We start from the raw sequence: 14,405 nt of genomic DNA, 5'->3' as shown, positions 1-14,405 counted from the left end.
ATAATTTGGTGGTTAAATGAGTTTCATCCTGTTACTGGGTTTTATCTATTTTTTGATAAGCCCAGCACAATAGTTACAAAACTATTATGGGGTGGGTTCAATCATACCCATCTTAGAGACTATCAATGCCGATATAAATTCTCTCATTGTGACGTGAGATAGTGATAAAACAGATTGTGGAATCTTGTGGTTGATTTGGAAGAAAATAAATAATAAACGGGAACTTAGTGGTATCAAATATAATAAAATCTGATATATAGTAACTGTATATCAAACTGATATAAATCACACTTCGGTTCAAGCGTGAAACTGTTAGTTTATCCTATTATTGAAGCTCTGGACTGCTCTACACACAGGATAAACGTAACAGTCCACGCCTATATCTACAACACTCTTTATAGAGTACGTACATACAAAGCATGGACGTTACATTGTTCTCCTCGTGTGTATGAAATTGTCCAGATTTCAATAATAAGGATTTTCTAAACGCCCTGTCCGTTCCTTACGGACAGAACAAATGTATAAATAATCGTTTTCTTGGCAAAGCTTATGCTTCTTTTTCTAATCCTTTTATTTGTTCTTCATATTCTTTCTTTATTTTCTTATTCAATTCATCAATCATAGACAAAATCGGATGCTTCTTCCTTAATTCCTCCTTTATCTCTTTTATCTTTTTCAGAACATTACTCTTGTTTTGTGCTGTGACCTTTCCTTTTTTTGATGCAATTTCTACTTCTTCTTCCATATTGAAAGCCATTACACATAAACGCAGGCAAGTCTCATATAAATCTTTTTTTCCGTTTAATTTTATCTCACAATAGTCTTCAAGTGATTCTAATCGTTTTTCAATGCTTTTATACATGCTATACCATAAATTAATCAATTCACGATAAAAATCCTCTGAAAACAATTCTAAACATCGAATTTTGCGCTTAAAAGTATATTTTACATTCTTTATTCTTAATTCATACCTTAATAAATTGCGTGATTTCTGTACTAATGGATATCCATCTGAATTTCTTAATTCAGCATTTTTGTCATAAAAAAGTAATTGCAAATTTTCACCGCTCTTCCTTTTACTTTCTTTTCCAAAATATAAACTTGTACCACTAATGTTAGACCTACTAAATCCACTTAAATAATATAATTTTGGTAAATAAAGTCTAGGTTCAAATTGCATTGTAAAAGTCTGTGCAATGTCAATCCTTTTTACTTTCGCCTTTTCTAATGGCACGTTTAATGTTTTACTTAAACTTTCAATTGCCTTTTTTACTTCGGAAAAAACCATCCCTTTTATATTATTTCCCTTAGTATAACTAGTTAAACTCCCTATAACAGATAAAGTCTTCCCTGTAATCATTACACTCATATTATCGATATGACCATAAATCTTTGATATAGTACTTTTCTTTTCGTCTATCTCTATATTACAAGCTACTTCTTCTTTAAATGAAATAGGAATGTCTAAATCATTTTCCTTTAATATTAAATGGATGGTATCATACATAATTATATATTATTAATATCAATAAAACATTTATAATTTTTACTTTATTATTAATTTTCAAATTGATTAAGATATTCCTCTATAGTGCCTATCCTATTCCTTTTCAGCCATACTTCTATTTCAGAATAAAAAAAGAATAAGCGTCCTTTTTTATTAGGATTGAGCTTGTAGTGCGGTATTTCGTGATTACATACCATATGGTAAATTTTACTTTTTGATAGTCTTGTTATTTTACATACTTCCTCTATTGTTATGATGTCGCAAGGCATTTCCGTAGCAATTTTATTGTTCGAGATTTGCTTTAAATTGTGTTGTTTCTGATTGCTGCATCGTTTTCTTTTCTCTGTTTCCTTATTCTGACATAATTCAGAACTTCGATCTTCTAATAGTCTTAAATAATTTATTAAATTCATATTCTCCAACTGTAAAAGATCTTGTAATAAATAAGCAGCATTATCCCAATCTTTACTTATTTGTTGTCCCAACGGTGAACTTTCTTCAATGTTATATTGATCTATTTTTCGTCTAATGTCACTAAGACTTAATTTAATCATACTTAAATCATAGTATCCTTTCTGTAGCGCTTTCACATTATCTTGTTCCGAAATAACCCCATAGCGTCCGTACCTTTCATTTAATAGTTTGTTGGCTTTATCTAATTGTTTGTTAACTAATAGAATATCATTACCAGTACTTTTACTAATATACTTTTCTATTTCATTAATATCCAAACATTTTGTTGTAGCAATTAGTTTGGTGAAGAAGTTTTCATAAACAGCTGTTCTCATAATACTATTTTATTTTTATATAGTGATTTATTTGTTGCTTTTTCAATTACATCATTACTGAAACTGTCTAAATATGTATTAGTTGTGCTCAGATCTTTATGTCCCATAATCTGACTGATTACTTCCCTAGGAGTTCCATCCTTTTGTAAACTCATAGCCATAGAATGACGGCTTACATAACTTGTCAACTTTTCCGGAATATCCAATTCTTCTCCTAATTTTTTTAAATTGCTATTATATTTGGCTAATCGTCTTCTTTGATGCTCATACAGTTTCTCTCCTGTATAGTTAATAGTTACGACTGGTAATAAATACTTCCCGATTAGATTGGTGTTTTCAGTAAACCACTTTATTAATACTTTAATATCGTCACTCATCAATATTTTAATATACTTAGAACCTTTACAATGTTCGGTTTTCTGTCGCTTATACATTATATACTCTTTACCTCCTTCAAATATTATATTTTCTTTTTTGATATTAGCCATGTCAATAAAACTCATACCATAACACAAATAAGAAAATATAAATAGCCTACGTGCTATTTCTTTGGATATTGACTTTGATTGTGTATTCATTAATTTGGATAGAGATTCTTCGGATAAAAATCTTTTACGTGTTTCTTCTCCTAAAGCTGAAACACAAAACCCACCTTTCCCAAAAGGATAATTATTAGGTGAGCATTCTTTTTCTTGTATCGCTTTGTTTAAAATGGCTCTCAATGTTTTTATATTATGTTTTCTTGTATTTCCACACCATCCCTTTTTTTCCATAAAAATATTGTAGTTATTCACATATTTAATGTCAATTTCGGATAGTAACCTTGACTTTAATCGTTTATCATATAAACTTAAATTGTAGATAGAGCTTTCCCATACTTTCGCATTTCCAATATGTCCTGTTCCCTTCATATCATTAATACATTTATTTGTATATTCTATAAACTTTCCTTGTTTAGTTTTATGAAAGAAGGCATTTTTGAATTGTTCCAAAGTCCAATCGATACCTTCTCTGTCAAAATTAATTTCAAGAGCTTGTGCCCGTGCTTGCAATTCTAATAATCTTGCATTATACTCCTTATACATAGGACATATCTTTTTGTCCTGTTTGAAACGTTCAGCATGTTCATCCCATTCTTCTATTGTCGTGTAAAGACCTAAATTAAAATATTTAGTTCTCATATTTTTTATTATCCGTAAAGAGATGGGATAAGTACCGTCTTTTCTCTTATTTGGCTTATGAAGCACTAACTTAAATGAAGCCATAAACTTTTTTTTATTACAAAAATAGATGGATGCTTTGTCTTTATCACCAAAAGTAGGTTATAGTTCTTACTCTTGATTAGCAATTATTAACAATTTGAAATCGTATGAATTCTTTCCTAAAACATTCCTAAAATAATAAGTGATAGCGAGGATAATAGAATAGAGACCTTTATATGTGTTAAGTATTTATTAACCAGTGTTTTATTCTTTATTCTAGATGATGGGGAACAAATTTCTGTAAAAATGGAGGGGAAAACTTGTAAAATCCCGTATAATACTCTATTTTTGCACCCGTAAAAATAAAGCGGGATGTAGCTCAGCCCGGTTAGAGTACGCGTCTGGGGGGCGTGTGGTCGCTGGTTCGAATCCAGTCATCCCGACCTGCTGAGTAAAAGGAATTAAGTTGGTAAACTTAATTCCTTTTTTTGTTTTCTCTAATTTCTTGCACACAAGTTGTTCTTGCTGTTCTTTTGGTATTATCGATATCTTTAAAACATATCACATGAATGGGTGGTTATAAAGATAGAATAACTTAAAAATAAGCCTTATGAATAGCAAACCTTTGGTACATAATAATGAGTTTCATTTGGTGAACAAGAATGAAATTCATAAAGCCGTAGAGGAGCTAATAGAGAAACTGAGTTTAGCTGCCGGTTCTACAGATGGTTTTAATTTATATAAAGTGGTGGAATCTTATTTTGTCGATTTAAATAAGCGGCATAAGATAAATCGTTTGCTTCATATTGATGAAAGCTATGATTATTATGGAGAGAAGGAACAAGGACGTGAATTGAAAGATAAAGATGCCAGATAAAGAAAGAGCGGCTGGTTATAATTAACCTGCCGCTCTTGTTTATATTGAAAGTTGTCGATTATTTACCAGACAATTTTTCTTTCAAAGCTGCAAGTTCTTCAATGTCCCCCAGTGTTGTCTTTTCAACAGAACCGGTTACCATTGCTGAATCTTCTTCTTTTTTGTTGCGTTTTGCTGATGATTTTTTGTCAGCAGCTCCTTCTTTCTTTGCACCCTTTTGTTCATCTTCGAAGATGCGGCTGTGAGAAAGAATGATACGCTTAGCTTCCTTGTTGAATTCGATTACCTTGAACTGGAGCTTTTCGTCTACTACAGCCTGCGAACCGTCTTCTTTTACCAAATGTTTCGGAGTTGCGAAACCTTCTACGCCGTAAGGTAAAGAAACTACAGCACCCTTATCAAGAACTTCGATAATTGTACCTTCGTGGATTGAACCTACTGTGAAGATAGTTTCGAATACATCCCAAGGATTTTCTTCCAATTGCTTATGACCTAAGCTCAAACGACGGTTTTCTTTGTCGATTTCAAGTACCTGGACTTCAATTTCTGAACCGATCTGAGTAAATTCAGACGGATGTTTGATTTTCTTAGTCCAAGATAAGTCGGAGATATGGATCAAGCCGTCAACACCTTCTTCGATTTCAACAAATACGCCGAAGTTAGTGAAGTTGCGAACCTTAGCTGTGTGGCGTGAACCAACAGGGAAACGAGATTCGATATCTTCCCATGGATCAGCTTTAAGCTGTTTGATACCCAAAGACATCTTGCGTTCGTCGCGGTCTAGTGTTAAGATAACAGCCTCGATTTCGTCACCAACTTTCATGAAGTCCTGAGCGCTACGCAAGTGCTGAGTCCAAGACATTTCAGATACGTGGATCAAACCTTCTACGCCCGGAGCAATTTCGATGAATGCACCGTAGTCGGCCATAACAACAACTTTACCTTTTACTTTGTCGCCAACCTTCAAGTTAGCATCCAAAGCATCCCAAGGATGTGGAGTAAGTTGTTTCAAGCCTAAAGCAATACGTTTCTTTTCGTCGTCGAAATCCAAGATAACAACATTGATCTTCTGATCCAACTGTACGATTTCTTCCGGATGAGAAACACGACCCCAAGAAAGGTCTGTGATATGGATCAAACCGTCTACGCCACCCAAGTCGATGAATACACCGTAAGAAGTGATGTTTTTAACGGTACCTTCCAATACCTGTCCTTTTTCCAGTTTAGAGATAATGTCTTTCTTCTGTTGTTCAAGTTCTGCTTCGATAAGAGCTTTGTGAGATACAACAACATTCTTGAATTCCTGATTGATTTTAACAATCTTGAATTCCATTGTCTTACCAACAAATACATCGTAGTCGCGGATAGGCTTAACATCGATCTGAGAACCCGGCAAGAATGCTTCGATACCGAATACATCAACGATCATACCGCCTTTTGTACGACACTTAATGTAACCCTTAATGATTTCGTCTTTTTCAAGAGCTTCGTTAACACGATCCCAAGAACGTGTAGCACGTGCTTTCTTGTGTGAAAGGATTAATTGTCCTTTTTTGTCTTCCTGGCTTTCGATGTAAACTTCTACTTCGTCGCCGATCTTCAAATCCGGATTGTAACGGAATTCCGACATTGGAACAACTCCGTCAGATTTAAAGCCAATGTTAACTACAACTTCGCGTTTGTTCATTGCAGTAACAGTACCCATAACCACTTCTTTGTCCTTTACAGTGTTCAGGGTCTCATCATACGTTTTTACAAGATCGTCCTTGCTTACGTCACCGTAAGACTCACCTTGTTCAAAGGCATCCCAGTTGAAATCGTCAACCGGCTGAATGTTCTTTAAATTTTCCATTCTTTAATTGTTAATACTAAGTTTGTTTTAATTAGTAAGTTAGACATTATGTTGTCATTTCTCAAAAAATCGGGGCAAAGGTAATGCTTTTTTCTGATACCCAAGTGTTTTTCGAATGAAAAAAGAATGAGTTTATGTCTAATGTCCTATTTTTATAGTGTGTGCAGATTAAATTGAGTACTGTTGGGTTGTATCAGGCCAGAATGACAAGTTTGAAGGTGATTCTGGAACATCTTTATTTTTACGAAGTTTCGTGAAAAAATATAACCATTTGTTTGAATCAATTCTGAATAAATTCGTATGTTTGTTTGCTTTAAGAGGAAAGCATGAAAACTACGCGTTCGTTTGTTTATATATATATCTTTATTTTTGTATTTGTCCATTTGTTTTGTGGCACGCAGATGAAGGCGCAAGTTATTCCTGGTCAAACAACAAAGGATAGCCTTGATGTGGCACTAAAGAATTGTGTTACTGATGCCGAAAAAATCCCGGTTTTAAAAATATTAGTTAATCAGTATTGGCAGCAACCTGAAGAGATTGCCTATTTGAAGCAGATTATAGATGTTGCCAATAAGATAGATTCTACAGGAATTGTATATGATGCAATAGCCGGAATGTGCCGTTATTATTATAATTTATCTGTTTCTGATAGTTTGATATATTGGAAAAAGCAGTTGGATTCTTTATGCTTGGCAAAACAAAAATATCCTGAAGCCTTTTTCAAAGTCGGTAATCTTATATGTAGGAAATATTTGTCGGAGGCTAATTATGAGTTAGCAATGAACGAAGCCCTATTGCAGTTTGCACGTGCCGAAAAAGAGAAGTATGCATTTGGCTTTATGTGCTCAAAACAGAATTTAGGACTGATATATCAGGCAGTTAAGCGTGATAGAGAGGCTGTGAATGTCTTTAGGGAGGGTTTGCAATGGGAAAATAGAAGTATTCAGCGTGGCTTTTTTATGCAGTATTTGTCTGATATGCTCGTCTCGTCTTTGCGTATGAATGACATTGAAGAGTCAGAGGATTTGTTGAAAAAATATCAGAACATCTACAAAGATGAACAACAAAAATATAAAGCTATAGGTATTACATATCCGATGCGCTGGCATTCGGGATTAATCAATTCGTATTATGTCGAATTGTATACAGTCTCCGGTCAATTAAATAAAGCTGAAAAAGCATTAGGCGAAGCAACAAAAACTATCGAATCGGAAACAGATGAATGGGTGAGATATGTCTACTATAGAGCCAAGGCTATGTATTATCAGAAAATAAACAACGCGGCCCTGGCTTTGAAAGCAATAGACAATGCTTTGGCACTGAATTTGGATTTGGAAATGCAGAAAAGAAAGGTGGATGTTTTGAGGGCTGATGGTCAGATAAAAAAAGCAATGGCTGTTTATGAAGAATTGCTAAAGAACAATTCCGTAATTAGTAATGATGCATTTAATCGCCAGATAAAACAACTCCGTATTTTAAATGATTTAAACGATCAAAATGAACAGGAGAGTGCTTTGCTGTATCAGAATGAACAGATTTTGATAAAACAACGATTATTGTTTATATCTGTTTTGTTTGTTATCATTTTATTATTAGTGCTTTATTTTCTTATCCGGTATTACCGGCGGACTTGCCGCTTAAAGGATGAATTGTTGTGTGAAAAAGATTCTTTGGTGGCTTCTGAAAAATTATTACAGATGGCTAAAGAAGAAGCTGAAAAAGCCAATCGGCAAAAAAGCGCGTTTATTGCCAATATTAGTCATGAGGTACGTACTCCGCTAAATGCGATAGTTGGCTTTTCCGAGCTTATGGCTGAAAATAATTATAGTGAAGGAGATCGGATGGAGTTTGCAGCTATTATTGGTAAGAATTCGGAAATATTAATGAATTTAGTGAATGATGTTCTTGATTTGTCCTGCTTAGAATCTGCAAATTTCCGTTTTTCATTTACCTTTTGCGACATAGTTTCTTGTTGCAGGGAAGTATTTGAATATATAAAGGATAAAGTTTCAGATGGGGTGCAATTAACGTTTACTTCCTCCGTGGAGTCCTTTGAATTAAAAACTGACATGAATCGCATTCGTCAACTATTGAATAAATTGTTGCTTAACGCTTCAAAGTTTACAACTAAGGGAGAAATAAATCTTTCGATAGAAATATCAGAAGAAAAGCAAATAATTCGTTTTATAGTTACTGATACGGGATGTGGAATACCTATAGAGAAGCAAGGTTTAGTATTTGAGCGTTTTGAAAAATTGAATGATTTTGCTCAGGGAACCGGATTAGGGTTGCCTATATGTTGGTTGATAGCCACAAAATTAGGAGGACAACTTTATGTTGATCCGGATTACACGGAAGGTGCCCGTTTTATTTTTGTCCACCCTGTTATAATGAATTCCTGAGTATGATAACAAATAATATATATAGGCGTAATTGGTTAAATTTGTGGCTGTGTTTAAGTATCAGCTTTTTTTCTGTATTGCCTGTATTTGCTAATGAGAAATTTAAGCAGGAAATTGATAGTTTGAATCGAATATTGGAAAGAGAATCAAAACCGCAGAATCGTATACCTATATTGAAGAGGCTTGCCGAGCTGAATGATTTTAAACCGGAACGTTTGCAATATCTGCTCCGGCAATATGATTTATCTGTACGAATAGATTCCAAAGCTGATATATATAATGCATTGGAGAATATATCGAATTATTATTATAATAGAATGGATCAGAGGGATAGCCTTTTGTTTTGGATTCGTAAGATTGATTCGGTTGCACACAGAAATAATGAATATCCCAAGGCTTTGTTTATTGCGAAAAGCTTTTCTTGTAAAGATCTTATTTGGAAAAAAGACTACGAAACAGCTATGGGAGAAGCTATGGAGCTATATCGTATAGCTAGTGAAAAGCAAAAAGAATATGGATTGATTTGTAGTTCCGAATGTCTGGGACTTATTTACAGAGCTGTTTCCCGTGATAGCGATGCTGTTGTTGCATATCAGGAAGGTATTGATTTACTGAATAATATGACTGAAAAACAATGTGAACAATTGCATTTTTCATTAAGTGACAAATTAGACATGCAATTACGTATGATTAGTTTGCAATTAGAATCTTGTTATCGGGTTCGCCTGTTTGAACAGGCAGAACAAATAGCGGATAAATATTTAGCCCTTATTAAAGAACAGGAAAAGTTGAATGAAGAGATCGGAGATACATATCCGGTTAAACGGGAATATGGGTTATATTATAGTTTGTGTGTGGACTTATATACGCGTGAAGGTAAAATTGACCGGGCTAAAGAAGCTTTGGATAGCGCAAATGTGTATGCCGGAAATATATTTACAGACGGCGATTATGCAGAATTGGTTTATTTGTTTTCGAAGGCATCTTATTATAAAGCGACAAAAGATCATGTATTAGCCCTTTATTATATAGACAAAATATTGGAAGTAGAACGTCTTCCTGATGAACTTCAATTGAAGGCTGATATCTTAAAAGAACAGGGAAAACTAAAGGAAGTCATGTTTTTGTATGATGAGATTTATAGTTATGACCAGGCAAAGAATACAGAAACTTTTTTGCGCCAGGTAAATCAGCTACGGACTTTGCATAAAATAAATGAGCGGGAGTCGCAGAGTCGCGAATTGGAGTACGCGAACAAGCGGATGAGCCATAAACAAGATCAACTGCTGTTGTCACTGTCTGTTATTATTATTTTGTTGGTGCTACTCTATGTGTTATATGTCTATATTCGTCGTGCCCAACGTCTTAAAAATGAATTGCTGCATGAAAAAAAATCATTGTTAAAGTCGGAAAACCGGTTAATTCAGGAGAGAAATAGTGCAGAAGAAGCCAGTCAGATGAAAAGTACTTTTGTGGCGAATATGAGTCATGAAATACGTACTCCGTTAAATGCAATTGTAGGATTTTCGGGTTTGTTGATAGATGGAGAATCGAGTTTTGAAGAAAAGGAAGAATATTCTAAGGTGATCAGGAATAATACGGACCTGTTATTGACATTGATTAATGATGTTTTGGATTTATCCCAGATGGAAACAGGAGATATGGCTTTTAAGATGAAACGTTATTCTTTGTTGGAATGTTGCAGGAAAGCACTTGATAGTATACGTTACCGTATACCTGAAGGTGTCCGGCTTACTTTTACTCCTGATCAAAATAGTGTTGTGGTATATACTGATGTTCTACGTTTGCAACAGTTGTTAACCAATTTATTGACTAATGCCGCAAAATTTACAACCGAAGGAGAAATAAACCTTTCATATAAACAAGAGGCGGACGGGCAGAATGTCCGAATTACTGTAACAGATACGGGGTGTGGTATTCCTTTAGATAAACAAGCTGCCGTATTTAAGCGGTTTGAAAAATTAGATGACTATAAACCAGGAACAGGCTTAGGGTTATCTATTTGCAGTATTATAGCTGAGCGGTTAGGTGGTTCTATTTTTATTGATTCGTCTTATACTGATGGCGCCCGGTTTGTTCTTATTCATCCCTGTGGAGGAACTTCCCCGGAACTGTAACATTTTTGTCTGTCATAGTTTTTTGCTGGTTTCGGAGTGAATTTTAAGAAGAAATTGTAACCGAATCAATTTGTTTGCGTCAAATAGATAAACAAATTATTTACTAAAATAGAGAAAGGTATGATGAACTTTATTACAACTCCGCTGATCGTTGGTATTGTGTTTGCCGGGATATATGGCTTGTCCGAATTGTTTTTACGCCGTAAGGAACGAATGGCCATTATTGAAAAATTAAGCGACAAACAGGGTATGTCTTCTTTAGAGGATAAATTGCATTTGTCGGCTTATTCTCCTTGTTTTTCATTCAGCAGCTTAAAGATAGGATGTCTACTCTCAGGTCTTGGGCTGGGAATGTTGGTAGGATTTATAATGAATACTTTATTCGTGTTAAATGGGACAGACGATTGGTACAGAAATGAAATGGCTGGTACTGCTTATGGTGCTTCTGTTCTTCTTTTTGGCGGTATAGGATTAATAGTAGCCTTTGTTATAGAGTTGAAGATGGGAAAGAAATGATAAATGGAACAAAAAAGCCCGCAGATCATTGATCTGCGGGCTTTTTTGTTATAAATAAATTTCTCCGAAAAATTTTGGACAATGGAAATCGGGTTCCGGTAAATCAATCGGATTCCAACTTACAAAATGAGGGAATTGTGTGTTATCTGCACATTTGTAGAAGTTTCCCATGATCTTTTGTGGAAGATTATTTGGGTCTAGCCCCATTAAGGTAAAAGGAATAACAACAGTGAGTTCCCAGGCAAACACACCTTCTTTTTCCGGGAAAGGTTTAGTTCCTAAGGAAGAATAGGTTTTGATAGATGCATATTCTTCCTGGGATAATGAGCTTTTATTTTCTCTGGATTCGCGCCGGGCTGCATCACAAGTCCCAATGCAATTGAATTCAAAGTTCATATAGTTGGAATCTCCAGCCTTCTGCATAAAAAACTCTACACAACTATCCTGGTGGACAGGAGAATTGTTTATGCCGTATTCCGCTTTGAGACTATTGCCTTTTACAAAATAGCGGATATACAAATGTGTTTTGGAACGGGCTATGTCGAATGCGACAATTGGTTTGTAACCGTATTCTGATTTCCAGTTAAGCACGTCGACATATTCGCGTTGTGCATATTTTTCCAATACAGGATCAATGGAAGATGGTGATAATACATCCAGCATTTCCAAATAAGGTACTTTCAGACTTTTCATTTTAAATATAGATTTGGATTAATGGCACGTGGAAATAGGAAGTGAGTAATACGGATAATACGCCTATAATCGATAATACAATAATTATGGTACCTACTATTCTGTTTAACATCCATATACCTCTTACGTTAAACCATTTTCTTAGTTTTGCTACTATATACGTTATGCCGAACCACCATAATATGGCGCCTACTCCGATACAACCGATTCCTCCGGCCAACATCCATATGGAAGAGTCCGGTAAAACAAAACCGAAACGGGCAAACAAACCTATATATAATAATACGATTAAGACGTTACTAAAGGTGAGTAAGAAGGCTGTAATGAAATCCTGCGTAAACGATAATTTTTTCTCTCTTTGTTTCTTTATGTTCTTTACTGGGTTGCTTTGATATATATAATAGCCGAAAATGCCCAGAACAATACTTCCTATAATTTGTAACGGAGCTTGATTGGCTTCAACAAAGTTTACAACAACTCCCATTCCCAGACATGTGAAAGCCGCATATAATACATCTGAAAGGGCAGCTCCCAAACCTGTAATAAAACCATGCCATCGTCCTTTGTTTAGCGTTCTTTGTATGCAGAGCATACCTATCGGTCCCATTGGTGCCGATACTAATATGCCTATTATTAAACCTTTTGTTATCGTTCCGAGCATTCTGAATTAACGCTTTTCTCTTGAATTCCGACTACAAAGATACGTCCATTATACTGATAAAAAAAGGTAAAAACATAAAAAGGATTTATTGAAGATAATTTGGGTTATACTATAATGTGTGTGGAAGTAATAAAATCATCCCGATCTTTTTTTAAAATCATCGGGAACATTTTTTGTAATCATCCCGATCTTTTTCATAAGGAGTTGTTCTGTTTTTGTCAAAATGGAACAACTTTTTACAAAACCTGAAATCGCATATCGGTTAATTTATCGTACATTTGCCGCAAATTATATATGATGCGAAAAGTTCATTTGATCTCCGTAACCGAACCGATAATATTGGACTTAGCTTTAGCAATTCGTGAAAAAGGTTATGACGTGACAGTTTCCGGAACAGGAATATCAGACACTGCTTTTATAAAATTGAGTGAATCTGGTTGTGCCTGCTACGGAGACGGATGGTTTCCGGAGAGATTAACAAAAGATATTTATACTGTAGTACTGGGGGCTAATGTGGAACAGAATAATCCAGAACTGGTAAGAGCAAAAGAATTAGGGTTGCTTATTCAGTCGGTTCCGGAATTTATTTATCAGCGTACACGTTCTAAAACCCGGGTTGTGGTAGCTGGAAGTCGAGGGAAAAAAACAATTATTTCCATGATGGTAAGTGCCTTGAAGCAACAAAAGTTAGCTTTCGATTATGCTCTTACCAGTGAAGTTCCATTGCTTCCCAGCCGCGTGCATCTGAGTTATGAGTCGCGTATAGCATTGGTTGAGGGTGATGAACATGTTACTTCTGTCCTGGATCAACATGGCCAACTTGAATTTTATCGTCCTCATATAGCCGTATTGACCAATCTGTCATGGTCGGATAAGACCGGACATGCAACCTCTGAAGATTATTTGGGTACCTATCAGGCTTTTACTACCTCTATTGAAAGGGAAGGAAAACTAATCTATTACAGTGCAGATTCTGCAGTAACCCGGTTGGCAGAAGAAGTACGAACTGATATTACGGCTATTCCTTATGACAGCCATCAGGTAATAGAAAAAGACGGGCAGGTTTTTCTCAGTACGCGTTATGGAGATTTTCCCGTTTATATTCCGGATACATATTTTTTGATAAATCTGAATGCTGCACGCTTGGCTTGCCGGCAGTTAGGAGTTAAAGATACTGATTTTTATAAGGCATTATCCGAATATAGCTTATCTTTGCAGCTATGATTGTAGCCAGACAAAAAAGAAAAGAAAATATAGCCGAATATCTGCTTTATATGTGGCAGGTAGAAGATTTGATTCGTGCAAACAAGTTTGATATGGATTCAATTCGTCGTACGGTGATAGCCCATTATGACCAATCGGATGAAGTGAAGAAAGAAATAGAACAGTGGTATGAAGAATTGATCGAAATGATGCGTTCGGAAGGTGTTATGGAAAATGGGCATATCCAATTAAACAAAAATGTCATTATAGCACTTACTGATCTGCATTTACGGTTGTTGAAGTCTCCGAAAGAGATGGTTTATAATGGCGCTTATTATAAAACCCTTCCTTATATTGTACAATTGCGTGCAAAATCGGGTGGACAGGATTTACCGGAGATTGAAACTTGTTTTGCTGCTGTTTATGGTTATCTGCTTCTGAAGATGCAAGGAAAAGAAGTGGGTGCGGAAACGATGGAAGCTATAAAACAAATCAGTTCTTTTTTAGCTTTGCTTGCCGAAAAGTATCGTGAAGATATGAACGGAGAACTGAAACTAGAAGATTAA

Annotated in this window: 12 protein-coding genes and 1 tRNA gene; 7 read left to right on the top strand and 6 right to left on the bottom strand. The window is 35.2% G+C overall.

Annotation, left to right across the window (positions count from 1 at the left end):
- Nucleotides 1-547: 547 nt before the first annotated feature.
- From C4S38_RS08750 to C4S38_RS08740, 3 genes are read right to left on the bottom strand one after another with little or no spacing between them, the layout of a single operon-like run.
- Nucleotides 548-1,507 carry a phage/plasmid replication domain-containing protein gene (locus tag C4S38_RS08750; protein ID WP_103983419.1) on the bottom strand — a complete coding sequence of 320 codons (960 nt, stop codon included), beginning with the start codon at nt 1,505-1,507 and terminating at the stop codon, nt 548-550.
- Between the two features lie 50 nt (nt 1,508-1,557).
- The gene (locus C4S38_RS08745; RefSeq protein WP_103983418.1) at nt 1,558-2,295 is read right to left on the bottom strand and encodes a helix-turn-helix domain-containing protein; all 738 of its coding nucleotides are present in this window, start codon (nt 2,293-2,295) and stop codon (nt 1,558-1,560) included.
- Complete coding sequence (locus tag C4S38_RS08740; protein WP_103983417.1) at nt 2,292-3,560, bottom strand: site-specific integrase; 1,269 nt, start codon at nt 3,558-3,560, stop codon at nt 2,292-2,294. Before C4S38_RS08740 ends, C4S38_RS08745 begins: the two co-directional genes overlap by 4 nt.
- A gap of 305 nt (nt 3,561-3,865) precedes the next feature.
- Between C4S38_RS08740 and C4S38_RS08735 the strand changes: the two genes are divergently transcribed.
- Both C4S38_RS08735 and C4S38_RS08730 read left to right on the top strand, forming a co-directional pair.
- A tRNA-Pro gene (locus C4S38_RS08735) sits at nt 3,866-3,940 on the top strand.
- Nucleotides 3,941-4,107: 167 nt separating this feature from the next.
- The gene (locus C4S38_RS08730) at nt 4,108-4,374 is read left to right on the top strand and encodes a hypothetical protein (protein ID WP_099463675.1); all 267 of its coding nucleotides are present in this window, start codon (nt 4,108-4,110) and stop codon (nt 4,372-4,374) included.
- A 58-nt stretch (nt 4,375-4,432) separates the two neighbouring features.
- Here the strand turns inward: C4S38_RS08730 and rpsA are convergent, their stop codons facing one another.
- Entirely contained in the window at nt 4,433-6,226 is a 1,794-nt protein-coding gene (gene rpsA, locus C4S38_RS08725; protein ID WP_099463674.1) for a 30S ribosomal protein S1, read from the bottom strand.
- A gap of 326 nt (nt 6,227-6,552) precedes the next feature.
- Between rpsA and C4S38_RS08720 the strand changes: the two genes are divergently transcribed.
- The 3 genes from C4S38_RS08720 (at nt 6,553) to C4S38_RS08710 (ending at nt 11,282) form a co-directional block, all read left to right on the top strand.
- Complete coding sequence (locus tag C4S38_RS08720; protein ID WP_103983416.1) at nt 6,553-8,628, top strand: ATP-binding protein; 2,076 nt, start codon at nt 6,553-6,555, stop codon at nt 8,626-8,628.
- A gap of 2 nt (nt 8,629-8,630) precedes the next feature.
- Nucleotides 8,631-10,766 carry a sensor histidine kinase gene (locus C4S38_RS08715; protein ID WP_103983415.1) on the top strand — a complete coding sequence of 712 codons (2,136 nt, stop codon included), beginning with the start codon at nt 8,631-8,633 and terminating at the stop codon, nt 10,764-10,766.
- A gap of 120 nt (nt 10,767-10,886) precedes the next feature.
- Complete coding sequence (locus C4S38_RS08710) at nt 10,887-11,282, top strand: DUF6249 domain-containing protein (RefSeq protein WP_103983414.1); 396 nt, start codon at nt 10,887-10,889, stop codon at nt 11,280-11,282.
- A gap of 48 nt (nt 11,283-11,330) precedes the next feature.
- Here the strand turns inward: C4S38_RS08710 and C4S38_RS08705 are convergent, their stop codons facing one another.
- Both C4S38_RS08705 and C4S38_RS08700 read right to left on the bottom strand, forming a co-directional pair.
- The gene (locus tag C4S38_RS08705; protein WP_103983413.1) at nt 11,331-11,975 is read right to left on the bottom strand and encodes a carbohydrate-binding family 9-like protein; all 645 of its coding nucleotides are present in this window, start codon (nt 11,973-11,975) and stop codon (nt 11,331-11,333) included.
- A 1-nt stretch (nt 11,976) separates the two neighbouring features.
- Complete coding sequence (locus C4S38_RS08700) at nt 11,977-12,636, bottom strand: LysE family translocator (RefSeq protein ID WP_099463670.1); 660 nt, start codon at nt 12,634-12,636, stop codon at nt 11,977-11,979.
- 297 nt (nt 12,637-12,933) lie between these two features.
- Here C4S38_RS08700 and C4S38_RS08695 point away from each other — a divergent pair, with 297 nt between their 5' ends.
- On the top strand, nt 12,934-13,860 hold the full coding sequence (locus C4S38_RS08695; RefSeq protein ID WP_103983412.1) for a Mur ligase family protein: 927 nt from the start codon (nt 12,934-12,936) through the stop codon (nt 13,858-13,860).
- Nucleotides 13,857-14,405 carry a DUF4924 family protein gene (locus C4S38_RS08690; protein WP_099463669.1) on the top strand — a complete coding sequence of 183 codons (549 nt, stop codon included), beginning with the start codon at nt 13,857-13,859 and terminating at the stop codon, nt 14,403-14,405. The genes C4S38_RS08695 and C4S38_RS08690 overlap by 4 nt, the downstream gene beginning before the upstream one ends.

Source organism: Parabacteroides chinchillae (assembly GCF_900108035.1).
GTDB lineage: Bacteria > Bacteroidota > Bacteroidia > Bacteroidales > Tannerellaceae > Parabacteroides > Parabacteroides chinchillae.
This window is presented reverse-complemented; position numbering and strand designations above follow the sequence as displayed.